Annotated in this window: 24 protein-coding genes and 1 pseudogene; 13 read left to right on the top strand and 12 right to left on the bottom strand. The window is 70.7% G+C overall.

The features are described 5' to 3' along the window. Positions 1–37: 37 nt before the first annotated feature. Both OG738_RS17030 and OG738_RS17025 read right to left on the bottom strand, forming a co-directional pair. Positions 38–628, bottom strand: a complete 591-nt coding sequence (locus OG738_RS17030; RefSeq protein WP_329055076.1) for a TetR/AcrR family transcriptional regulator — start codon at positions 626–628, stop codon at positions 38–40. Continuing rightward, on the bottom strand, positions 618–1,301 hold the full coding sequence (locus tag OG738_RS17025) for an MOSC domain-containing protein (protein ID WP_329055074.1): 684 nt from the start codon (positions 1,299–1,301) through the stop codon (positions 618–620). Before OG738_RS17025 ends, OG738_RS17030 begins: the two co-directional genes overlap by 11 nt. 55 nt (positions 1,302–1,356) lie before the next feature. On the opposite strand from OG738_RS17025, the gene OG738_RS17020 reads away from it, so the two are divergent. Continuing rightward, positions 1,357–2,715: a M20 family metallopeptidase gene (locus tag OG738_RS17020; RefSeq protein WP_329055073.1), complete on the top strand. Its 1,359-nt coding sequence runs from the start codon at positions 1,357–1,359 to the stop codon at positions 2,713–2,715. Here the strand turns inward: OG738_RS17020 and OG738_RS17015 are convergent. Then, positions 2,684–3,052 carry a DUF779 domain-containing protein gene (locus OG738_RS17015; RefSeq protein WP_329055071.1) on the bottom strand — a complete coding sequence of 123 codons (369 nt, stop codon included), beginning with the start codon at positions 3,050–3,052 and terminating at the stop codon, positions 2,684–2,686. The two genes, OG738_RS17020 and OG738_RS17015, sit on opposite strands and share 32 nt — an antisense overlap. Beyond that, positions 3,052–4,575, bottom strand: a complete 1,524-nt coding sequence (gene exaC, locus OG738_RS17010) for an acetaldehyde dehydrogenase ExaC (RefSeq protein WP_329055069.1) — start codon at positions 4,573–4,575, stop codon at positions 3,052–3,054. Before exaC ends, OG738_RS17015 begins: the two co-directional genes overlap by 1 nt. Positions 4,576–4,686: 111 nt before the next feature. On the opposite strand from exaC, the gene OG738_RS17005 reads away from it, so the two are divergent. Further along, positions 4,687–6,159 carry a GAF domain-containing protein gene (locus tag OG738_RS17005; RefSeq protein ID WP_442875903.1) on the top strand — a complete coding sequence of 491 codons (1,473 nt, stop codon included), beginning with the start codon at positions 4,687–4,689 and terminating at the stop codon, positions 6,157–6,159. A 4-nt stretch (positions 6,160–6,163) separates the two neighbouring features. Here the strand turns inward: OG738_RS17005 and OG738_RS17000 are convergent, their stop codons facing one another. Further along, positions 6,164–6,589 carry a YybH family protein gene (locus OG738_RS17000; RefSeq protein ID WP_329055066.1) on the bottom strand — a complete coding sequence of 142 codons (426 nt, stop codon included), beginning with the start codon at positions 6,587–6,589 and terminating at the stop codon, positions 6,164–6,166. Between the two features lie 110 nt (positions 6,590–6,699). On the opposite strand from OG738_RS17000, the gene OG738_RS16995 reads away from it, so the two are divergent. The 9 genes and pseudogenes from OG738_RS16995 to OG738_RS16955 all read left to right on the top strand — a co-directional run bounded on the left by OG738_RS16995 (position 6,700) and on the right by OG738_RS16955 (position 12,710). Further along, positions 6,700–7,497, top strand: coding sequence for an SGNH/GDSL hydrolase family protein (locus OG738_RS16995; protein ID WP_329055064.1), 798 nt, complete (start codon positions 6,700–6,702; stop codon positions 7,495–7,497). Continuing rightward, the gene (locus OG738_RS16990) at positions 7,476–8,033 is read left to right on the top strand and encodes a TetR/AcrR family transcriptional regulator (protein WP_329055062.1); all 558 of its coding nucleotides are present in this window, start codon (positions 7,476–7,478) and stop codon (positions 8,031–8,033) included. Before OG738_RS16995 ends, OG738_RS16990 begins: the two co-directional genes overlap by 22 nt. 203 nt (positions 8,034–8,236) lie before the next feature. Continuing rightward, positions 8,237–9,376 carry a sensor histidine kinase gene (locus OG738_RS16985; RefSeq protein WP_329055060.1) on the top strand — a complete coding sequence of 380 codons (1,140 nt, stop codon included), beginning with the start codon at positions 8,237–8,239 and terminating at the stop codon, positions 9,374–9,376. Beyond that, positions 9,373–10,042 (top strand): annotated as a pseudogene (locus tag OG738_RS16980) (response regulator). The gene OG738_RS16985 and the pseudogene OG738_RS16980 overlap by 4 nt, the downstream one beginning before the upstream one ends. A 17-nt stretch (positions 10,043–10,059) precedes the next feature. Continuing rightward, positions 10,060–10,779: a DUF2786 domain-containing protein gene (locus tag OG738_RS16975; RefSeq protein WP_329055059.1), complete on the top strand. Its 720-nt coding sequence runs from the start codon at positions 10,060–10,062 to the stop codon at positions 10,777–10,779. A gap of 66 nt (positions 10,780–10,845) precedes the next feature. Then, entirely contained in the window at positions 10,846–11,187 is a 342-nt protein-coding gene (locus tag OG738_RS16970; protein ID WP_329055057.1) for an ArsR/SmtB family transcription factor, read from the top strand. Then, on the top strand, positions 11,184–11,375 hold the full coding sequence (locus OG738_RS16965) for a hypothetical protein (protein ID WP_329055056.1): 192 nt from the start codon (positions 11,184–11,186) through the stop codon (positions 11,373–11,375). Before OG738_RS16970 ends, OG738_RS16965 begins: the two co-directional genes overlap by 4 nt. Further along, the gene (locus OG738_RS16960) at positions 11,369–12,019 is read left to right on the top strand and encodes an alpha/beta fold hydrolase (RefSeq protein WP_329055055.1); all 651 of its coding nucleotides are present in this window, start codon (positions 11,369–11,371) and stop codon (positions 12,017–12,019) included. The genes OG738_RS16965 and OG738_RS16960 overlap by 7 nt, the downstream gene beginning before the upstream one ends. A 52-nt stretch (positions 12,020–12,071) precedes the next feature. Further along, positions 12,072–12,710, top strand: coding sequence for a DUF6308 family protein (locus OG738_RS16955; protein WP_329055054.1), 639 nt, complete (start codon positions 12,072–12,074; stop codon positions 12,708–12,710). 33 nt (positions 12,711–12,743) lie between these two features. Here OG738_RS16955 and OG738_RS16950 read toward each other — a convergent pair whose 3' ends face one another. Further along, positions 12,744–13,946, bottom strand: coding sequence for a cytochrome P450 (locus tag OG738_RS16950; RefSeq protein WP_329055052.1), 1,203 nt, complete (start codon positions 13,944–13,946; stop codon positions 12,744–12,746). A 103-nt stretch (positions 13,947–14,049) separates the two neighbouring features. Between OG738_RS16950 and OG738_RS16945 the strand changes: the two genes are divergently transcribed. Then, a complete protein-coding gene (locus OG738_RS16945) occupies positions 14,050–17,139 on the top strand; it encodes a BTAD domain-containing putative transcriptional regulator (RefSeq protein ID WP_329055051.1) in 3,090 nt (1,029 codons plus the stop codon). Here the strand turns inward: OG738_RS16945 and OG738_RS16940 are convergent. The 4 genes from OG738_RS16940 to OG738_RS16925 all read right to left on the bottom strand — a co-directional run bounded on the left by OG738_RS16940 (position 17,123) and on the right by OG738_RS16925 (position 20,233). Next, positions 17,123–17,866, bottom strand: a complete 744-nt coding sequence (locus OG738_RS16940) for an ABC transporter permease (RefSeq protein WP_329055049.1) — start codon at positions 17,864–17,866, stop codon at positions 17,123–17,125. The genes OG738_RS16945 and OG738_RS16940 overlap by 17 nt on opposite strands. After that, positions 17,863–18,798, bottom strand: a complete 936-nt coding sequence (locus OG738_RS16935; protein ID WP_329055047.1) for an ATP-binding cassette domain-containing protein — start codon at positions 18,796–18,798, stop codon at positions 17,863–17,865. Before OG738_RS16935 ends, OG738_RS16940 begins: the two co-directional genes overlap by 4 nt. Positions 18,799–19,168: 370 nt before the next feature. Beyond that, complete coding sequence (locus OG738_RS16930) at positions 19,169–19,444, bottom strand: hypothetical protein (RefSeq protein WP_329055046.1); 276 nt, start codon at positions 19,442–19,444, stop codon at positions 19,169–19,171. A 231-nt stretch (positions 19,445–19,675) separates the two neighbouring features. Beyond that, positions 19,676–20,233: a carboxymuconolactone decarboxylase family protein gene (locus OG738_RS16925; protein ID WP_329055044.1), complete on the bottom strand. Its 558-nt coding sequence runs from the start codon at positions 20,231–20,233 to the stop codon at positions 19,676–19,678. 104 nt (positions 20,234–20,337) lie between these two features. On the opposite strand from OG738_RS16925, the gene OG738_RS16920 reads away from it, so the two are divergent. Further along, positions 20,338–20,928 carry a TetR/AcrR family transcriptional regulator gene (locus OG738_RS16920; RefSeq protein WP_329055043.1) on the top strand — a complete coding sequence of 197 codons (591 nt, stop codon included), beginning with the start codon at positions 20,338–20,340 and terminating at the stop codon, positions 20,926–20,928. 51 nt (positions 20,929–20,979) lie between these two features. Here OG738_RS16920 and OG738_RS16915 read toward each other — a convergent pair whose 3' ends face one another. Continuing rightward, positions 20,980–21,327, bottom strand: coding sequence for a hypothetical protein (locus OG738_RS16915; RefSeq protein ID WP_329055041.1), 348 nt, complete (start codon positions 21,325–21,327; stop codon positions 20,980–20,982). Beyond that, a complete protein-coding gene (locus OG738_RS16910) occupies positions 21,320–21,964 on the bottom strand; it encodes a winged helix-turn-helix transcriptional regulator (RefSeq protein WP_329055040.1) in 645 nt (214 codons plus the stop codon). Before OG738_RS16910 ends, OG738_RS16915 begins: the two co-directional genes overlap by 8 nt. Between the last annotated feature and the right edge of the window lie 16 nt (positions 21,965–21,980).

The following is a 21,980-nucleotide window of genomic DNA, read 5'->3' as shown; positions in this document are numbered from 1 at the left end:
CGTGAGTGAGAAGCAGGGTTCTAACCCTGTTTCTCACTCACGACAGTCTTGCGCCGATGGCCCGCCTGGCCAGTGCGTATGCGTGGGTGCCGCCGTTGAGCACCGAGTCGGCGTTGGCCGCGCGGCCCAGCGCGTGCAGCTCGAACGCCAGGACTTCCGCGTCCACCTCGAGGTGCCCCAGTGCGACCGCCTCGACGGCTGTCTCTCGGATGAACGCGGCGAACGAGCCGCTCGCCGCCGCCACCGCGTCGTGGACCCGGCCGGGGCGGGCGTCGAACTCCGCGCCGACGTTGAAGAAGAAGCACCCACCCGGGAAGACGCGCTTTTCCGAGTAGTCCAGCCAGTTCTCGCAGATCGCGCGCAGCCTTGGCAATCCCGGCGCGACGTCGAGCGCCGGCGTCACGACGTACGAGCGGAAGATCTCCAGCGCCGCCTCGATCGTCGCGAGCTGCAGGTCCTCCTTCGAGCCGAACAGCGCGAACACGCCGCTCTTGCTCAGCTCCAGCTCAGTGGCCAGCCGGCCGAGGGACAGCCCCTCCAGGCCGTCCACCGACGCGACGTCCACCGCCCGGCGCAGCACCAGGCGCCGGGTCGCGTCGCCGCGGGCGACCCGGCCGTCAACCGGCACGCCGCGCCCGCCAGCGGTCCACAGTGGACTGGATGCCGACGCTCCACTGCTCCGCCAGCCCGGGGGTGGCCAGCACGCGGTCGGCGAAGTCCAGCGCCGGCCCGATGCGGTCCGGCGGCAGCTGCCCGTAGTTCGCGAACGAGATGACGTACACCTCGGCGACCGTCGGCGCGTCCGCGCGCTCGACCAGCTCCACGGCGCCGGACGTCGGCACGGTGCCCGGCCGCAGCACGCGCAGGTACCAGCCGCTGCGCCCGGAGCCGATCATCGCCGGGGTGATGTCCTTGCGGCCGGTCTTCATCGCGAGCTTGTAGCACGGCGACCGCGGCTGCGAGACCTGCACGAGCGCGTCGCCCCAGGCCCAGACGTCCCCGATCCGCACGTCGTCCTCGGTCAGCCCGGACAGCGAGACGTTCTCGCCGAAGTCGGCCGTCGCCACCTCGAAGCCGTCTTCGCGCCAGGCCGCGTAGTGCTCCGCCGGGTAGACGTAGACCGCCTTGTCGGGACCGCCGTGCACGGTGAGGTCGGCCTGCCGGTCGCCGTCGAGGTTCAGCTCGGTCAGGTTCAGCTCCGGGGCCGTGACCAGCGTCTTCGTGATCCCGCTCAGCACCGGCACCTCCCGCCGGTACCCAAGGACGCTCGGTTCCCCCACGTAAACGCTGTCGACGTTCATGCCGCCGAATATAGCACGACCGTTCGTATTGTTTACCGGCTCTAAGCTGACGGCCATGGAACTGCTCGACCAGGCCCGTGCCCACGTCGACTCCGGCGCCTTCTTCACCGAACTCGCCCGGCTCGTCGCCTACCCCACGGTCAGCGACGCCCCCGAAGGCCGGGAAGCGATCCAGGCCTACCTCGACGAGGCCCTGACCCCCGCGCTGACCGGCCTCGGCTGCGACGTCACCCAGCACCCCAACCCGGACCCGGCGGGCGGGCCGTTCCTGGTCGGCGTCCGCGTCGAGTCGCCCGAGCTGCCGACGCTGCTCTGCTACGGCCACGCCGACGTCGTCGGGGAAGCCGGCAAGTGGAGCGACGGCCTGGACCCGTGGACGCTGACCGCGGACGGCGACCGCTGGTACGGCCGCGGCACCGCGGACAACAAGGGCCAGCACCTGATCAACCTCACGGCGTTGCGGCTGCTCCTCGAAGCCCGCGGCAAGCTCGGCTTCAACCTGAAGTTCCTCTTCGAGACCGGCGAGGAGATCGGCTCACCAGGGCTCACCGAGTTCGCCGAGCAGGAGCAGGACCTGCTGGAGGCGGACGTTCTGGTCGCCTCCGACGGCCCGCGCCTCGACGCCGCGACACCGACGTTGTTCCTCGGCGCGCGTGGCGGAATCCGGATCGACCTGGACGTCGACCTGCGCCCGGGCGGCTCCCACTCCGGGAACTGGGGCGGCATCCTGCGCAACCCGGCCACGACGCTGACCGCGGCGATCGCGAGCCTCGTCGACGGCCACGGCCGCATCCAGGTGCCCGCGCTGCTGCCGCCGGAGCTGCCGGAGTCCGTCCGTGACGCGCTGGCCGACGTCGTCGTCGACGCGCCGGACGAAGGCTGGGGCGATCAACGACTCGGCCCCGCCGAGCGGCTCTACGGCTGGAACACCCTGGAGGTGCTGGCGCTCGACGCCGGGAACGCCGACCGCCCGGTCAACGCCATCCCCGGCCGCGCCCGCGCGGTGTTGCAGCTGCGGTACGTCGCGGGCACCGACGTCGGCGACGTCACCACGACGATCGAGAAACACCTTGCCGCGCAGGGCTTCCCGATGGTCGCGGTGACCGCCGACGCCCGTTTCAAAGCCAGCCGGACCCCCGTCGAAAACCCGTGGGTGCACTGGGCCAAGTCCACTTTGGACGCCGTCGCGGACCGGTCGGTCGCGCTCCTGCCCAGCTTCGGCGGCGGCCTGCCCAACCACGTCTTCACCGACGTCCTCGGGCTGGCGACGCTGTGGCTGCCGCACTCCTACCCGGGCTGCCTGCAGCACGCGCCGGACGAGCACCTGCTCGCCCCGGTCGCCCGGGAGGGGCTGGTGCTCGCCACGGCGTTGTTCGGTGCTTTCAGTTCAGCGCCGCCGACTCTTCGTCGGTGAACAGCCGCGAGCGGATCAGGAAGCGCACGCCTTCGGGCGCCTCCAGGGAAAACCCGCTGCCGCGGCCGGGCACGACGTCGATCGTCAGGTGCGTGTGCTTCCAGTACTCGAACTGCGGCCCGGACATCCAGACCGGCACGTCGGCGATGCCCTCGACTTCCAGCGAGCCGAGGCACACGTCCGATGCGCCGATGCGGAACTCCCCGTCCGGGTAACACATCGGGGCGCTGCCGTCGCAGCACCCGCCGGACTGGTGGAACATCACCGGCCCGTGGACCGACACCAGCTGCCGCAGGAGGTCCGCGGCGGCCGGTGTCAGGTCTGCTCGCCGGGTCATCAGAAGAACCCGAGCGCCTGGTCCGAGTAGGAGACCAGCATGTTCTTCGTCTGCTGGTAGTGGTCCAGCATCATCTTGTGGTTCTCGCGGCCGATGCCGGACGCCTTGTAGCCGCCGAAGGCCGCGTGCGCCGGATAGGCGTGGTAGTTGTTCACCCAGACGCGGCCCGCCTGGATGTCGCGGCCGGCGCGGTAGGCGGTGTTGCCGTCGCGGGACCAGACGCCGGCGCCGAGGCCGTACAGCGTGTCGTTGGCGATCTTCATCGCGTCGTCGTAGTCGTCGAACTTCGCCACCGACAGCACCGGGCCGAAGATCTCCTCCTGGAAGATGCGCATCTTGTTGTCGCCCGCGAACACCGTCGGCTCGACGTAGTAGCCGCCGGACAGCTCGCCGCCGAGGTCGCTGCGCGTGCCGCCGGTGAGGATCTCGGCACCCTCCTGCTTGCCGATGTCGATGTAGGACAGGATCTTCTCGAGCTGGTCGTTGGAGGCCTGCGCGCCGATCATCGTGTCGGTGTCGAGCGGGTGACCCTGCTTGATGCCGCGGACGCGCTCGATCGCGTCACCCATGAACTTGTCGTAGATGCCGCTCTGGATCAACGCCCGCGACGGGCAGGTGCAGACTTCGCCGTTGTTCAGCGCGAAGAGCGCGAAGCCTTCCTGCGCCTTGTTGTAGAAGTCGTCGTCGCGCGCGGCGACGTCGTCGAAGAAGATGTTCGGGCTCTTGCCGCCCAGCTCGACGGTCACCGGGATGATGTTCTCGCTGGCGTACTGCAGGATCAGCCGGCCGGTAGTGGTCTCGCCGGTGAAGGCGACCTTGCGGACGCGGCTGCTCGACGCCAGCGGCTTGCCCGCCTCGACGCCGAAGCCGTTGACGATGTTGACCACGCCCGGCGGGATCAGGTCGCCGATGATCGAGAACAGCAGGTGGATCGACGCCGGGGTCTGCTCGGCCGGCTTGAGCACGATCGCGTTGCCCGCGGCCAGCGCCGGGGCGAGCTTCCAGACCGCCATCAGGATCGGGAAGTTCCACGGGATGATCTGCGCGACCACGCCGAGCGGCTCGTGGAAGTGGTAGGCGACGGTATGCTCGTCGATCTGCGAGATGCCGCCCTCCTGGGCGCGCAGCGCGCCGGCGAAGTAGCGGAAGTGGTCGATGGCCAGCGGGATGTCGGCGGCGAGGGTCTCGCGGACCGCCTTGCCGTTCTCCCACGCCTCCGCGACCGCGATCGCCTCGAGGTTCTGCTCCATGCGGTCGGCGATCTTGAGCAGGATCCCGGCGCGTTCCCCGACCGACGTCCGGCCCCAGGCCGGGGCCGCACCGTGGGCGGCGTCCAGCGCCTTCTCGACGTCTTCGGCGGTACCGCGGGCGATCTCGCAGAAGGTCTTCCCGGTGACCGGGGTCGGGTTTTCGAAGTACCGGCCGCCGGCCGGGGGCACGTACTCGCCGCCGATGTAGTGGTCGTAGCGCGGCTCGTAGCTGACGACGCTGCCTTCGGTGTTCGGTGCGGCGTACTGGACCATCTTCCCTGCCTCGTTGCTCGGAGTGACGGTGTGCTGGTGGCGGCGAACGTAAGCGGGGCGACGTTGCACGCGCGTTGCACGGCCGCGCGCCGGCTATCTACGCTGGTGAACGTGGCAGAGGCGCCCGAACCGGAGCTGCTGCGCGACCCCGAGTCGTACGCGCGGCTGCTGGAACACGTCCGCGAGGCGGTGCTCCAGGGCGTTCCCGGGCCCCGGCCGCCACGCTCGGTCGTCTCCGACTCGTGGCACCGCTCGCTCGCGGCCCGCGTCGACCCGGACGAGGGCGAGGCCCCGTTCGTCTTCGACACCGAAGCCCTCGCTTCGCTGCGTGAAGCCCATCCCCTGGCGCCGGTGCTGCCGGTGCTGCGACAGATGCTGGTGAGCATCGCCGACGACGCCGAGCACGTGATGATCGTGACCGACGCCGACGGCCTGATCCTCTGGCGCGAGGGCGAAACGGCGCAGCTCCTGCGCGGCGACCGCGTCGGCCTCACCGAAGGCACGCGCTGGAGCGAAGCCGCGATCGGCACGAACGCCATGGGCACGGCGCTCGCGACCGGCGAGCCGGTGCAGATCCACTCGGCCGAGCACCTGGTCCGGCGCTACCACACGTGGACGTGCGCGGCGGCGCCCGTGCGCGACCCCGAGACCGGCGTGCTGCTCGGCTCCATCGACGTCAGCGGGCCGCTGCGCACGGTCCACCCGGCGATGATTTCGCTGGTCACGGCCACGGCGCAGCTCGCCGAGGGCCAGCTGCGCGCCCACCTCGCGGTCCGCGACGAGCGCCTGCGGCGCGTCAACATGCCGCACCTGGAAGCCCTGCGCGGACGTCCCGGCGCCCTGCTCTCGGCGGGCGGCCGGGTGCTGGCCGCCCAGGCGTGCCTGCTTCCGTCCACAGTGGACGTCCGGCGCGGCGGCGGGACGGTCGCCCTCTCCGACGGCCGCATCGCGACGGTCGAGCCCCTCGCCGAGGGCTACCTGCTCCGGCTGTCCTCCGGCGGTGCGGGGCAGCGCTCCCGCCTGCGCCTCGGCTACCTTTCCGACGGCGCGCATTCGACCACTGTGGACGGTCGCGAAGTACCGGTGACGTTGCGGCACGCGGAGATCCTGACCCTGCTGGCCCTGCACCCGAACGGCCTGTCCGCGGAACGGCTGGCGCTGCAGCTCTACGGCGAAACGGGCAACCCGGTGACGGTCCGCGCGGAGATCCACCGCCTGCGCTCCCAGCTGGGCGCGCAGGTGGTGCAGACGCGCCCGTACCGCCTGGCGGCCGACGTCGACGCCGACTTCGTCCGGGCGCGAACGTCGTTGCGCACCGGTTCCCCGGCCGACGTCCTGCGCGTCTTCCGCGGGCCGCTGCTGCCGGAGTCGGAAGCGCCCGCGGTCCGCGAAGAGCGCGAGTCCCTCACGGCGCAGGTCCGCCAGGTGGCGTTGAACAGCGCCGACCCGGGCGTGCTGTGGTCGTTCTGGGAGACGGCGTGCGGGGTCGACGACTTCGCGGTGCTGGACGCCCTGCTGGAGACGCTCCCGGCGGCCGACCCGCGGCGGGCCGCCGTCTCGGCCCACCGCGCGCGGCTCGCCTGAGGCGTCAGGGCTCGAGGTCGGCCACGCCCCGGCCGGTCGCCACGTCGAACGGCACCGAGGCCTGGTCGTGGACGATCATCCAGGCGCCGTCGAGCTTCCGCAGGACGAAGGTCGCGCGGACCCACATGCCCTCGATCGCCGTCCCGTCGGGCAGAGTGCCGCTGATCCGCCCGAAGCCGTGCCCGACGGCCAGGTCGGCGCGCACGTGGACGGTCAGGTCGCGGAGTTCGTAGTCCACCTTCTCGAAGAGGGTGAACACCTTCGCCCAGTTCTTCAGCTTCGCCTCGACCCCGACGTGCTGCAGCGGCGGCTCGACGTCGAAGGACACGACGTCCGGGGCGTAGACCCGCCTCAGCGCTTCGAGGTCCTTGGCTCGCAGCCCTTCGACGATCTCGCCGATGTGCTGCCTGACTTCCGATTCGAGTGTCATGCCAGTACGACGGAGCGCCCCGCCGGATTGTGACGACCCGAAGTAGACAGCGTCTACACAAGTTTGATAGACAGTGTCCACCAGGTGAACCACGGGTTACGGAGATCGGAATGAACTACCACCGTTTCGTCGTCCTCGGCGACAGCTGCGCCGAGGGTCTCGACGACCCGTACCCGGACCAGCGCGCGTATCGAGGCTGGGCCGACTTCGTCGCCGCCCGCCTCGCGCAGGACGAGCCCGGCTTCCGGTACGCCAACCTGGCGGTCCGCGGACGGCGGCTCGACCAGATCGTCCCCGAGCAGGTCCCCGCCGCGACGCGCCTCGAACCCGACCTCATCGCGCTCTTCGGCGGCGGTAACGACGTCATGAGCCGCGGCTGGGACGCGCGGACCGTCGCCCGGCGGGTCGACGCCGCGATCCGGGCCTGCACCGAGATCTCGCCCACCGTCGTCACCTTCACCCTCAGCGACATCTCCCACCGGATGCCGCTCGGACGCCGGATGCGGCCGCGGATCGTCGCGCTCAACGAGGCCATCCGCGAAGCCGCCGTCAGCTACGGCGCGCAGCTCATCGACCTCTGGCCCGACCAGGCCGTCACCGACTCGCGGTACTTCGGCGCCGACCGGCTCCACCTCTCCACGCACGGCCACCGGCGGCTCGCCGCATACGTCCTCGGCCTGCTCGGCGTCAGCCACGACCCCGCCTGGCTCGACCCGCTGCCCGGCGTCGCGGCGGCGGGGAGCTGGCGTGCCGACGCGCATTGGCTGCTGCGCGAGGTCCTGCCGGTCGCCGTGACGCGCACGCGCAACCGGGTGATCGGCCGCCAGCCCGGCGACGGCTTCTTCCCGAAGCGCCCGGACCTGCTCCCCATGACCCGGGACGAGGCATGGGCACCCGGCAACGCCTGATCGACACCGCGTCCGAGCTGCTGGCCGATGAAGGCGTCGACGCGGTGACGCTGCGCGGGATCGCCAAGGCCGCCGGCGTGTCGCACGGCGCCCCGCTGCGGCACTTCTCGGGCCGCGCCGAGCTGCTGTCCGCCGTGGCGACGCGCGGGTACGCCGACCTGCTCGCCCGCCGGCAGACGCTGCCCGGGAACTCGCCGCGCGAGCGGCTGACCGCGGCGTGCCACAGCTACCTCGACTTCGCGCTGGCCAACCCGGCGATGTTCGAGCTGATGTTCCGCCGCGACCTGGTCGACGCGGACGACCCGGCGCTCTCGGCGGCGGCGAGTGCGGTGTTCGACACCTTCGCCGTGCTGGTGGCGGCGGTGCCGACGCCACTCGCGCGCTCGGGCGCCGACCTGCGGCTGGTCGCCGCGTCGCTGTGGGCGGCACTGCACGGCCTCGCGCAGCTGTGGCTGTGGGGCGGCCTGGCCGGCGCGAGCTTCGCGCCGTCGCCGGAGTCGGCGCTGGCCGTCACGCTCGACGCGTACCTGAATTGAGCGCCGGCTGAGCGCCCGGCGAAGAGGGCGCACCAAAGCCCTCCCCCTTGCCTTGGGTTGGGACCCCCTCTCCACCGAGCCGAGCGAGGTTAGCGATGAGCGACCACGCAGCGGAAGCAACCGGCGACGCAGTGCCGGGTAAACCTTGGCGGTACTACTCGGGGTCCGCCTACCGCGAAAGATCGACCAGGTAGCTTCGCAGCGTGCCGGGACTCCTTCGCGCGCGGCCGTGGCTCGCCGACGCCGTGCTCGCGGTCGTCGTCGCGGCCTACCAGCTCGTCGGCGCCACCGACCTCGGCGGGCACTTCGGCGACCACGCGCGGCCCCTCGGCCTGGTCCTCGCCGCCGTGAGCGCACTGCCACTCGCGGCACGCCGCCGGTTCCCGATCTCGGCCCTGGTCGCCTGCGTCGTCCTGATGGGACTGTTCTACGGCCTCGGTTTCCGGTCGCAGCTCGGCCAGCTCAGCGTGGTCGTGGCCGCCTACACGGTGTGGGCGCAGTGCCGGTTCCGGGACGCGCTGGCCGTGACGCTGCTCGGCCTGGCCGCCTACGAGACGTCGATGCTGTCCGGCAGCCCGGTTTCCCCGGTCGGCGACTCGCTCCTGGCGCTGCTGCTCGCCGCCGGGGTCGCGGCGATCGGGCGCGCCGCCTACGTGCGCAGCCACCGCTTGCGCGACGCCGAGCACGAGGCCGAGGAGGCCGTCGCCGAGGAGCGCGTCCGGATCGCGCACGAGCTGCACGACGTCGTCTCGCACCACCTTTCGGTGATCTCGGTGCAGGCCAACCTCGCGCGGTACGTCTTCGAATCGTCGCCGGACACCGCGCGGACGGCGCTGGACACGATCAGCGGCACGACCACCGAAGCGCTCGACGAGCTGCGACGCCTCCTCAGCGTCCTTCGCCCGCCGCAGCACGCGCCGGCGGAGTACCGGCCCCCGCCCGGGCTCGGCGACCTGGACGCACTCGCCGCGCGGGTCCGCGAGGCCGGGATCCCGGTCGAGGTGAGCGTCACCGGCGAGCCGCGGACGTTGCCGCCGGGCCAGCAGCTGTGCGCGTACCGCGTCGCGCAGGAAGCGCTGACGAACGTGCTCAAGCACGCCGGTTCGGCCGCTTCGCTGGTCCTCGAATACGGGGCTTCGCAGCTGGTGCTCAGCGTGACGGACGCGGGCGGGCGCGAGGTGATGCCGAACCCGGCCGGGCACGGGCTGGTCGGTATGCGTGAACGTGCCCGGATGTACGGTGGCGTGATCGAGATCGGTCCCCGGGAGCCGGCCGGGCTCGCCGTCGTGCTGACCCTGCTGTACCCGACCCGCCCGTCACCCGAACCGCAGGAGCCCGAGTGACCAGCGTGCTGGTGGTCGACGACCAGGACCTCGTCCGCGCCGGGTTCGCCGCGTTGCTCGCCGCGGTGCCGGGCATCGACGTCATCGGCGAAGCGCGCGACGGGCTCGAGGCCGTCGCGAAGGCGGCAGCACTGCGTCCGGACGTCGTCCTGATGGACATCCGGCTGCCCGAGCTGGACGGCGTGCGGGCGACCGAGCGGATCCTCGCGGCGGCGCAGCGTGCTCATGCTGACGGTGTTCGACCTCGACGAGTACGTCTACGCGGCGTTGCGCGCGGGCGCGTCGGGCTTCCTGCTCAAGGACAGCCCGCCGGAGACGCTGGTCGCGGGCATCCACGCGGCCGCCCGCGGCGACATGCTGTCCGGCCCGGCCATCACCCGCCGGCTGGTGGAGGCGTTCACCGCGGCCCGGCCCGCCGCCGCGCCGGAGCTGCCGGGGCTGACCGGCCGCGAGCGCGAGGTGCTGAAGTACGTCGGCACGGGCGCGACGAACGGCGACATCGCGGCCGAGCCGCGCGTCAGCGAGGCGACGGTGAAGACGCACCTCAACCGGCTGATGGCCAAGCTGGGCATTTCGAGCCGGGCGCAGGCAGTGGTCGTGGCGTACGAGACCGCACTTGTGTCGCCGGGCGACACGCGCACCCGGTGCGCGCGTCCGAACACCTGATCGAATACCCTCCCTCCATGACCGAGTCAGACCCGCAGCTCGAGCGCATCCGCAAGCTGCTGGCCAAGGCCGAGGACCCGGCGGTCACCGAGGCGGAGGCCGAGGCTTACAACACGAAGGCCGCCGAGCTGGTCGCGCGCTACGGGATCGACCAGGCGATGCTCGCCGCGTCCGGTGCGAACTCCGACGAGATCGGGACGCTGAAGATCCCGATGAACGACCCGTACAGCCGCGACAAGGCGAGCCTGCTGACCTCGGTCGCCTACCCGCTGCGCTGCCGGACGCTGCTGCACCGCTTCGGCCAGAAGGTCGAGAGCGTCACCGTGTTCGGCTTCAAGTCCGACCTCGGCCGGGTCGAGCTGCTGTTCACCAGCCTGCTGCTGCAGGCGAGCACGCAGCTGACCCGCGTCCGGCCGGACGGTTTCTTCCCCGGCGAGTCGCTCGCCGCCTACCGGCGCACGTGGCTGCACGGGTTCGCCCGCGCGGTGCACGAACGGCTGACCCACGCCGAGCAGGAAGCGGTCCGCACGGCGGCGCCGGGCGAGCGGTCGGCCGAGCTGGTGGTCCGCGACCGCGCGCAGCTGGTGCAGCACGCGTTCGACTCCGAGTACGGCGGCCTGCGCTCCGCCGCGCCCCGCCGGCTGTCCGGCAGCGGGTACCTCGACGGCCACGACGCGGGGACGCGCGCCAACCTCGACCCGTCGGCGTTGACGCGCCGCCAGAAGGCCTTGCGCTGACGTTCCCGGCTCTTCAGGGATCACCCTGATACCCCTTCGGCCGACCACCTGCCAACTTTTGTTGGCATGTGGACCACGGGCGACGACCTGCTGCGGCAGCTGGGCGCCCTCGGCAACCCGCACCGGCTGCGGATCGTCGCCGCCCTGCGCGCCGAACGCACCTACGTCAGCAAGCTCGCGCGCGAGCTGCGGATCAGCCGCGCGCTGCTGCAGGTCCACCTGCGCAAGCTCGAAGCCGCGGGCCTGGTCGAGGCGAGCTTCGAGGTCGGCGAAGACGGCAAGACGCTGCGGTTCTACGAGCTCACGCCGTTCTCCGTCGTGCTGACCCCGGAGACGATCGCGGCCGCCGTGCCGACGCTGACCACACCGGAATCCGTCCAGGGGGACGGCGAGGAGGGACGGACATGAACTGGCACCAATGGCAGGAGATCATCGGCGTGACCGGGGTCTTCGTCCTGATCACCGTCGTGCTGTCGATCGCGATCGTGCAGCTGGCCTCGACCTGGCGCGCCAAGGCGGCCCTCGCGCGGGAGCACGAATACCGTTCGCTGGCCGAAAAAGCCGTCCGGACGCAGGAAGAAACCGAACGTTGCTGAGCGCGTCCGTCCAGGCGACCGCGGCGCACGCGGTGGTCCAGGCGGTGCGCGCGCGGTTCGCGAAGGTGGTCATCGGCGGCCACTCGATCGGCTCGGCGATGGCGATGATCGAGGCGGGCCGCTACCGCGACGTCGACGGCGTGCTCGTCACCGGGATGACGCACCGGATGAACCTGGTCTCGGTGATCCCCACGCTGGCGCAGATGATCCCGGCCCCGCTGGACCCGGCCGTCCCGGGCCGTGACGCGGGCTACCTGACCACCGACCCGGGCACCCGCTACGCCGCTTTCCACACACCGGGCCCGTACGACACCGCCGCGATCGCCTACGACGAGTCCACAAAGGACGTCTTCGCCGCGACCGAGGCGGTGGACAGCCTGACGCTGACGACCGTGGTCATCCCGGCGTCCCGCCAGATCACGGCCCCGGTCCTGCTGGTGGTCGGCAATGACCCGAACTTCTGCGGCACCCTGGGCAGCGACTGTTCGTCCCCGGCGGCGCTGCGGGCGTCCGAAGCGCCGTTCTTCGGCACTTCGCAGCTGCAGACGTACATCCTGAACGGCTACGGCCACGCGATCAACTACGCGCCGAACGCGCCGGCTTACTTCGGCGTGGTGGGAAATTGGCTTAAAACGCTGCCGTAACGACCGAGGTCACGGACGCGACCCTCATCGGGCGAGGAGGGGAGCGTCCGACATGACCGACTACGCACACCAGCACCACGTCCTGGACGAATGCGTCCGCGGTGAGCACCGCGAAGAGTCACTGAAGGCGCTGAGGCGCTACTTCGACCAGCGCCGCTACACGGGCCGCTGGTTCGAGCGGTTCGCCGGCGGCGGCGACGGCCCGTCGGTCGCCAACACGGTGACCGAAGCGGACGTCCTGGCGCTGAACTTCCTGAGCATCACCAGCCTGGCGAACGTGGCCATCGACACGACGATCACGTACGCGCTCCAGATCCGGGAGCTGCTGGAGCAGATCCCGGCGGACATCCCCATGCACTCGGCCCCGTGGTCGTTCTACGAACCGGGCGCGCCGGCCCACCGGCTGTGGGAGCTGTTCCGCCAGTGCGGCGGCAACCACCGCCCGGTGACGGCGTCCAAGTTGCTGGCCCGCAAGCGTCCCCGCCTGACCCCGGTGTACGACAGCCAGGTCAGAGCGATCCTCAAGGCGCCCGCGAGCCCGTGGAACTGCCTGTGGAACTGGTTCCACACCGACCTGACCCGCGCCTCGGCGGTGGCGAAGCTGCGTGAGGAAGCGGGCGGCATCGACGACATCAGCCTGCTGCGCTGCCTGGACGTCGTCCTGTGGATGCGGGCCCGGGAGGGACCGTGACACGCGGCCGATCCCGCGTGTCACGACCAACGCTCACCAGGTGACCGGCAGCTCGTGAACACCGTAGATGTTCATGTCGGTCCGCAGCTTCACCTCATCGGCGGGGATGGCGAGCCGGAGAGACGGAAAGCGGCGCAGCAGACCCTCGAACCCGGCGCGCATCTCGATGCGCGCCAGCTGCTGCCCCAGGCACTGGTGCACGCCGTGGCCGAACGACAACAGTCCCCGCGCGTTGCGGCGGATGTCCAAGACGTCCGGGTTCTCGAAACGCTGCGGGTCGCGGTTGGCCGCCAGCAGCGACACGACCACCGTCGACCCCTTGAGGATCGTTTCGCCTCCCAGCGAAAGGTCCTCCGTCGCGTACCGGAAGAAGATGTCGGCGACGGACAGGTACCGCAGCAGCTCCTCCACCGCCCCCGGCATCAACGAAGGGTCGGCGCTCAGCGAAGCCAGCTCCGCAGGGTGCTCCAGCAGCGCGAAAGTGCCCAGCGACAGCATGTTCGCGGTCGTCTCGTGCCCCGCGATCAGCAACAGGAACGCGGCACCGGTCAGCTCCTCGATCGTGAGGTCCTCGTGGCGCGCCAGGTCGGAGAGGATGTCCTCGCCCGGCGAAGAGCGCTTGTGGGTGACCAGTTCGGACAGGTACGTGTTCAGCGCGATGTACGCGCCCATCTTCTCTTCGAGCGTCTGGTCCCGGACCATGAACTGCGCCGAGTTGGCCTGGAAGCTTTCGCGGTCTTCGTAGGCAACGCCGAGCAGCTCGCAGATCACCAGCGACGGCACCGGCAGCGCGAACTCCTTCACCAGGTCGATCGGCGGCGCCAGGCGCGCCACGTGGTCGAGCTGCTGCTCGACGATCTCGGCGATGTGCTCCTCGAGCTGCTTCATCCGCTTCACGGTGAAGGCGCCGGTGAGCCGCTTGCGCAGCCGGCCGTGGTCCGGCGGGTCCATCGCGATGAACATGCCCGGCAGCTGCGGGGACGGCTCGGTCGCGACGGGCATGCCGGGCGTCTCGTACGGCACGTGGACGACGTCGAGGTCCAGCCGCGAGCTGAACCGCGTGTCGGCCATCATCTCCCGCACCGCTTCGTAGCCGGTGACGAGCCAGCCCTCGTGCCCGTCGGGGAACACCATCGGGCTGACCGGGCGGGTGTCGCGCAGCAGGGTGACCTCGCGGGGCGGGTCGAAGGGCCCCGCGTCGCGCTCCATCGGAAGTCCCTGCGGGATGTCGCTCATCGGAGGTCCTTTCTTGGTGGGTGTGCCGACCACGATCGCCGCCCGGCCTGACACGGCGCTGACACGGCCCGGACACCCGGGCGCCCGTGGCATGATCGGCCTGGTGCAGATCGGGATACTGGGGTCATTCGAAGTTCGCTCGGACGACGGCGTCGTGGCCGACGTGCCGGGCGCCCGGCTGCGCGGACTGCTGATCGCGCTCGCGCTCGACCCGGGTCACGTGGTCCCGAAGGCGACGCTCGTCGACTGGATCTGGGGCGAGAACCCGCCCGCCGACGCGGCGAACGCGTTGCAGCGCTTGGTTTCCCGGCTGCGGAAGGTCCTTCCGGACGGCGCCGTCGAAGGCCGGCCCGCCGGCTACCGGCTGACCGTCGACCCCGACGCCGTCGACGCCGTGCGGTTCGAACGCCTCGTCGCCCAGGCCGGTGACGACGTCCGGCAGCTGCGTGCGGCGCTGGCGTTGTGGCGGGGCGCGGCCATGCAGGACGTCGGCCTCACCGAGAGCGCCGCGTTCGACGCCGCGGTCACGCGGCTCGAAGGACTCCGGCTGGCCGCCCTCGAGGACCGCTTCGACGCGGAGACCGACTTCGGCCAGGGCGTCGTCACCGAGCTCACCGACCTGGTGGCCGCGCACCCGGCCCGGGAGCGGCTCGTCGGAGCGTTGATGCGCGGCCTGGTCGCGACCGGCCGGGACACCGAGGCCCTGCGACTCTACGAGCGCACGCGCGAGACGCTGGCCGACGAACTGGGCGTCGACCCGTCACCGGAGCTGGCCGCACTGCACGTCGCGCTGCTGCGCGGCGAGCTGACCCGACGCGAAGAGCCACGCAAGACGAACCTGCGCGCCGAGCTGACCAGTTACGTCGGCGAGGACGACGACATCGCCGCCGTCCGCGAGCTCGTCGCCGAACACCGGCTCACCACGCTGGTCGGACCGGGCGGCTCGGGCAAGACCCGGCTGGCCACCGAGACGGCGCGCACGCTGCTCGGTGACGTTCCGGACGGCGCCTGGCTGGTGGAGCTCGCGCCGACCGAGGGCGACGTGGCCCAAGCGACGCTCGCCGCGCTCAAGCTGCGCGACGCCCTGCTCGGCGACGCGCCGGAGGCCGAACCCACCGACCGGGTCATCGCCGCGCTGCGGGACCGCGACCTGGTGCTGGTCCTGGACAACTGCGAGCACGTCATCGAGTCCGCGGCGGCCTTCGCCCACCGGGTGCTCGGCGAGTGCCGCCGGCTGCGCATCCTCGCGACGAGCCGCGAACCCCTCGGCATCACCGGTGAGGCGCTGTGGCCGGTGGCCCCGCTCGTCCTGCCTGCCGAGGGCGCCGACCCCGCGAAGATCGAGGAAGCCCCGGCGGTCCGGCTGCTGCGAGACCGGGCCGGCGCGGTGCGCAAGGACTTCGTGGCCGACGCCCCGACGCTCGCCCGCGTCTGCCGCGCGTTGGACGGGATGCCCCTGGCGATCGAGCTCGCCGCGGCCAGGCTGCGCACGATGTCGCTCGACCAGCTCGCCAACCGCCTCGACGACCGGTTCCGCCTGCTGACCGGCGGCAGCCGCACCGCGCTGCCGCGGCACCGGACGCTGCGCGCGGTGATCGACTGGAGCTGGGAGCTGCTGTCCGACGACGAACGCGCCGTCCTTTGCCGGCTTTCGGTGTTTTCCGGTGGCGCGAGCCTGGAGGCGGCCGAGCGGGTCTGCGGGACCGACGCGGCCGAGGAGCTGCTGACCGCGCTGGCCGAGAAGTCGCTGGTGGTCAGCGCGGGCGACCGGGCGCCGCGGTACCGGATGCTCGGCACGATCAAGGAGTACGCCGAGCAGCGGCTCGCCGAGGCCGGGGACACGGACTCGGCGCGCCGGGCGCACCTCGCGTACTTCACCGAACTCGCCGAAACCGCGGAGCCGCACCTCCGCCGGGCCGACCAGCTCACCTGGCTCGCCACCCTCGACGCCGAACACGACAACATCGTCGCCGCGATGCGTGGAGCCCTCGCGACCGGCGAGACGCCCGAGGCGATGCGGCTGGCGGCGGCCGCCGGCTGGTACTGGTGGCTCGCCGGGCACAAGACCGAAGGCAACGAGCTGCTCATGGCGGCCACCGCCCTGCCCGGCGAGGTGCCCGACGAAATCCGCGCCACGGTGTACGCGTTCGTCACGGGCTTCCTGACGTCCGGCCGGGAAAGCGACCAGTTCGAGGCGGCGGACTGGATCCACCAGGTCCACGAGCTCAGCGGCCGCGTTCGGCACCCGCACCCGGCGGTGTCGCTGGTCGCCGCGCTGGAACGCATGCTGCGGACGCCGGAAGAGTTCTTGCCCGCGTGGGAACCGCTGCTCGCCGACGAAGACCCGTGGGTCCGCGGCCTCGCCCGGCTGCAGCTCGGCAAGATGCGGATCCAGTTCGGCGAGGACGAGCAGGAGGCCGACGCTTTCCTCGAGACGGCGCTGACCGAGTTCCGCGCGCTCGGCGAACGGTGGGGGACGTCGTTCGCCCTGACCGAGCTGGCCGACCGGATCGCCATGCGCGGCGAGTTCGCCGGCGCGTGCGAGTACTACGAACAGGCCATCGTCGTCGTCACCGAGGTCGGCGCCATCGAGGACGTCCTGCGGATGCGGTCGCGGCAGGCCCAGCTGTACTGGCTGTCAGGGGACGAGGAAGCGAGCGCGTCGGCGATGGCCGAGGCGCAGCGGCTCGCGGAACGGGTCGCCTGGCCGGAGGCGCTGACCGAGCTGGCCCTGGCGAAAGCGGACATCGCCCGCTGGAGCGGCGACGCCGTCCAAGCACGCCGGCAGCTCGACGTCACGACGGCGACGCTGGGCTCGGCCGCCGAACGGGCGAACATCCAGGTGACGACCCACGATCTGCTCGGCTACCTCGCCGAAGACCTCGGTGAGGCCCGCGACCACCGCGTCGCGGCCTTCCGGGCGGCGTCCGAGACGGGGGCCGCGCCCATGATCGCGCAGGTGCTCGTCGGCATCGCGGACTTGGCTCTGCGCAAGGAAGAGTACGAACAGGCGGCGCGGCTGCTCGCGGCGAGCGCCGCCGTGCGCGGTGTGGTGGACCGCTCGCAGCCGGACATCGCGCGGATCGAGCAGGCCACGCGGAATCGCCTCGGTGACACGAGGTTCACCGAGGCGACTCAGGAGGGGAAACGGGCGAGCTGGCGCGAGCTGGCCGAAGTCACGCTCGCTTCTTGAACGTGGACCGCGCCCAGAAGTACCCGGCGAGCGCGATCCCGAGGCACCAGGCGACCGCGGCGAGCGCGTAGCCGGTCGACGGCGTGCCGTTGAGCAGCCCGCGCACGGTTTCGATGATCGGCGTGAAGGGCTGGTACTCCGCGAACTGCCGCAGTCCCGGCCCCATCTTGTCCGCCGGCGCGATCGCGCTGCTGAAGAACGGCAGCATGACCAGCGGCACGGACGCCAGGCCCGCCGTCTCCGGCGACTTGGCGAACAGTCCCAACGCGACAGTCAGCCAGCCGGCCGCGAAGGCGAGCAGCAGGACCATGCCGACGACACCGAGCCAGTCGAGGAAGCTCGCGTTCGGACGGAACCCCAGCGCGAACGCCACGCCGACGAGAGCCGCGATGGCGACGACGTTCGTCAGGACGCTGGCGACGACGTGCCCGGTCAGCACCGCGCCGCGCGAGACGTCCATGACCTTGAACCGGTTGATGATGCCCTTGGTCATGTCGGAGTTCACCGACGTCGCGGTGGCGCCGAGGCCGTAGCAGACGGCGAGCAGCATCAGGCCGGGTGTCGCGTAGTCGACGTAGTTCACGCCGACGTCGAACGCGTCGCCCAGCATGTAGACGAACATCAGCATGATCACGATCGGCATCAGGACCGCGTTGAACACCGAGGTCGGGTTCCGGGCGATGTGCTTGAAGTTGCGGCGCAACATGACCGTCGAGTGGGTGCTCATTTCGCTGCGACCTCCGTGGTGTGGCCCGTCAGGGCGAGGAAAACGTCGTCGAGATCAGGGGTGTGGACGGAAAACTCTTCGGCGCTGATGGCGTACTCGTCGAGCCGGTCGAGCAGGGTGCGCAGCGACTTCGTGCCGCCGTCGCCGGGAACCCGCAGGGTGAGCGACTCGTCGTCCCGGGTGGACCCGGCGATGACCCGCGCGGCCGCGTCGAGCTCGGCGACGTTCGTGAACCGCAGCCGGACGTGCGTCCCGGGGATCTGCCGCTTGAGCTCATCGGGCGTGCCCTGGGCGACGAGGCGCCCGTGGTCGAGCACGGCGATCCGGTCGGCGAGCTGGTCGGCCTCGTCGAGGTACTGGGTGGTGAGGAAGATGGTGACGCCGTCGGCGACGAGGTCCTTGACAATGGACCACATGGTCCGCCGGCTGCGCGGGTCCAGGCCGGTGGTGGGTTCGTCGAGGAAGATGATCCGCGGGTCCCCGACGAGGGTCATGGCGAGGTCGAGCTTCCGGCGCATGCCCCCGGAGTAGGTCGAGGTGGGCTTCTGCGCGGACTCCGTGAGTTCGAAGCGCTCGAGCAGGTCCGCGACAACCCGCTTGCCGTTCTTGACGGAGCTGAGGTCCACCATGAGCTGCAGGTTTTCCTGCCCGGTGAGCAACTCGTCAACGGCGGCGAACTGCCCGGTGACCCCGATGACCTTCCGAACGGCCTTGGCATCCGAGCCGACATCATGCCCGGCAACGCGCACGCTGCCCCCATCGGCCTGCGCAAGGGTGGTGAGGATGTTGACGGTGGTGGTCTTCCCGGCCCCGTTGGGACCGAGCAGCGAGAAAACGGACCCGGCGGCAACATCCAGATCGATGCCATCGAGCACGACTTTGTCTTGGTAGGCCTTCCGGAGGCCGGTAGCGGTGATCGCTGAGGTGGTCATGGAAAGGACTGTGCCGCCGAGCCCTGACACGAACCTGACCCCGAACTGACACGGGCTCTACGTGACGGAACCACAGATGGCGGCGGGGGCTCGGCCCCCACACGGCACTCTCATGAATTGAGTGGACCTCAGGGATGCTTACTCGAACCCGATCTACCCAACGCAACCACGGCTGGGGGTTCGGGGGCGTGCCCCCGAGCGGGGTGTGGGGGTTGCACCCCCACAGGACACGCGGAACAGAAAGGCCCGCGCTCTCCGCGAGCACGAGCCTGCCATCTGTGGACCTTGGGGGAACTTACTACAACACAAATCCCAGGTAGAAGCGCTGGAAACCCTGCTCCGGAAGCTGTCCTGCCCTACGACACCGGCTCTACCGCCCGTCGACCGACCGAAGCCGGGGCGGGCCCGTCAACTCGACGCCGACCGGGTCCAGGAGCTCATCGCCGGTTACCAAGCCGGGGCGACGGTGTACGAACTGGGCGACCGGTTCGGCATCGAACGGCGGACGGTCAGCAACATCCTCCACCGGCACGGTGTGCCGATGCGGCGGCGCGGGCTGTCGCCCGAACAGGTCGACGACGCCATCCACCTGTACAACCTCGGCTGGTCCCTCGCGCGAGTCGGCGCACACCTGGGCGTCGATCACACCACAGTGCTGACCAAACTGAGGGAACGCGGCATCCCCACCCGAGACACCCACGGACGACCACGATCATGAACGGTGCGGTCGTCGGCACGGTTCATGCCGATCATTCCTGGATGAACGTTTCTCGTATGTCGCGCAGGGGCGAGCAGGTTCACCTCCGCGCCGGACATGATGCGAGCGATGCGGTGAGTGGATGCAGGCGTCCGCGCGGATCGGCGCAGCTCTGGTCAGCTACGCACCCGGAGGTGTCCACTCCTGCGCTGCCCAGGCAGGATCGAGGGGGGTGTGCGCGATGTGGTTGGTGTAGTTGGACAAGGTCTTCACCCCCACGCCGAGGACGACGTCCAGCAGGTGGCGGCGGGTGAATCCGGCGGCAAGGAACGCGTCCACTCGCTCGTCGTCCACCCAGCCACGGCCATCCACCACAGCGCGGGTGAACGCACGCACCACTTCCAGGGCGGGGTCGTCGAGCGGCTTGCTGTCGCGCAGCGCCCCAACCGTGTCCTGATCGAGGTCCGCGCGCAGCGCCATGGTGGAGTGCGCGGCCACACAGTAGGCGCACTCATTGGCCACGCTGGCGGTGATCATCACGACGTGCTTGGCCGGACCGGGCAGCGAAGATGCCTGGAACTTCTCGAACAACGCGTTGTACCCGGCCAGCAGCTCAGGCGACTCGGCCATCACCCCGGCCAACGTGCTGATGAACCCGAGTCGACGTTTGGCGCCGGCCAGCATTGGACGCGCCTGTTCGGGCGCGGTCTTCTCGTCGTAGACGGTGAATTCAGCCATTTCGCGATCGGCTCCCTTCCAACAACTATCTTGGATCGGTCGTTCCAAGATAGAGGGTATATTATCTTGGACCATCTGTTCCAGGTTTGCGGGGAGTGAAGTTTGTGGCCGACGTCAAGCACTTCGACGAAGCCGCCGTGCTGGGCGTGGTCGTGCAGCTGTTCTGGCGGCAGGGACTGGCCACCACCGGCATCCGGGACGTGGTGACCGCGACCGGGGTCAACCGGTCCAGTCTGTACTCCACGTTCGGTGACAAGCGCCAGCTCTACCTGGCCGCGCTTGACCGCTACCTCGACGACAATGCACTGCCTGGCTTCGCCCGCCTCGCCGACGACCCGCGCGGACTACCGGCGATCACCCAGTTCTTCGAACAACTCATCCGTGCCCGGTGCTCTGGTGAGCGCGCCCGGTGGGGCTGCCTGATGGTCAACGCGCACACCGGCGCGGAAAGCTCCGACCCCGACGTGCAACGCCGCCTCCACCGTCACTACGAACACCTTCGCGCCGCGATGCGCGACGCGCTTGGCACCGCCCACCGGCTCGGCCAACTCCGCTCCGGAGCGGACATCGAGAACACCGCGGGCCAGTTGGCGCTGCTGGCCTACGGAGTTAACCTACGATCCCGCGCTGGTGCGCCCTCCGCCGAGCTCAACAGCACGGTGCACTACACACTCTCCGCCCTCACGACGCCCTGACCGCCACTGGCGGCGACGATCGCTTGGGTGGCCGGCGGTTCCCGCCGCTGATCAACTCGGTCGCCGCAGAGAGTCGACATGCTGGTGCGCCTCGCGTGCGAGGTCTCGCCAGAGGGCGAGCGTCGCCGTGCGGTCTCCCAGGGCGGGGAGCTCGATCCACTCCCGCATTGTCCGTTTGCCCATGACCACCTGCTCGGCCTGTCCGGTGGCAATGAGCTCCCTGACCCGATCGCTGGGTACCTTCACGATGAGCTCACCGCGGTGTCCGAGGAAGGCGAAGATCTTGCCGCCGACGCGAAGTCCCGGGCTGCGGAACATCGTCCCCATGGCGACGTCTCGATCGTCCGTGAAGTCCTTAGCGATCCGATCGAGCAGGTCGCTGTTGGGTACGTCAGCCATCGATCTTCCCGGGTAGCACGCGTTCGAGGGCCGCGACGGAGCCGTCAACGGCAAGTCCCATGGTCATCGCCGTCCGCAGGGTCACCGCGCCGGTGAAGAGCGCGACGAACACGTGCGGCGGCGCGGCGATCTTGGCGTCGGGCCGGCGTTCGGTCGAGCAGGGGCGTACGTCGATCCGGCCGCGGTCGGCGATGATGTCGCAGCCGTCGCCCAGGTCGCCGAGGCGCACGACGCTCGCTGGCTCGTCGGGTGTGATGTCCGTGCACAGGTGGCGCAGCGGCAGCGAGAACCAGTGCACCCGGAACGCGTCGTCGTCCGGCGGGGCGACCATCAGCGGGGCGCCCCAGCGGGTCAGCTCGCGGACCACGCCCCCGAGGTCGCTGCCGCGGTCGGTGAGCGTGATGAGCGTGGCGGCGACCGGCGGCAGTTCGTCGTGGCGGGCGATCAGCCCGGTGCTCTCCAGGTCGCGGAGGCGGTCGGCCAGCAGGTTGCTGGCGATGCCGGGCAGCCCGCGGCGCAGATCGGAGAAGCGGCAAGGGCCCTGGGTGAGCAGCTCACGGACGATCAGCAGGGTCCAGCGGTCACCCACCAGGTCGAGGGCGCGTGCCATCGAGCAGTACTGGTTGTAGGAACGCACGTCGGCAGACTAGCAG

It is taken from the genome of Amycolatopsis sp. NBC_01488 (assembly GCF_036227105.1).
Taxonomy (GTDB): Bacteria; Actinomycetota; Actinomycetes; order Mycobacteriales; family Pseudonocardiaceae; genus Amycolatopsis.
Note: the sequence above shows the minus strand (reverse complement) of the source record. Positions and strands in the feature narration are given on the sequence as shown.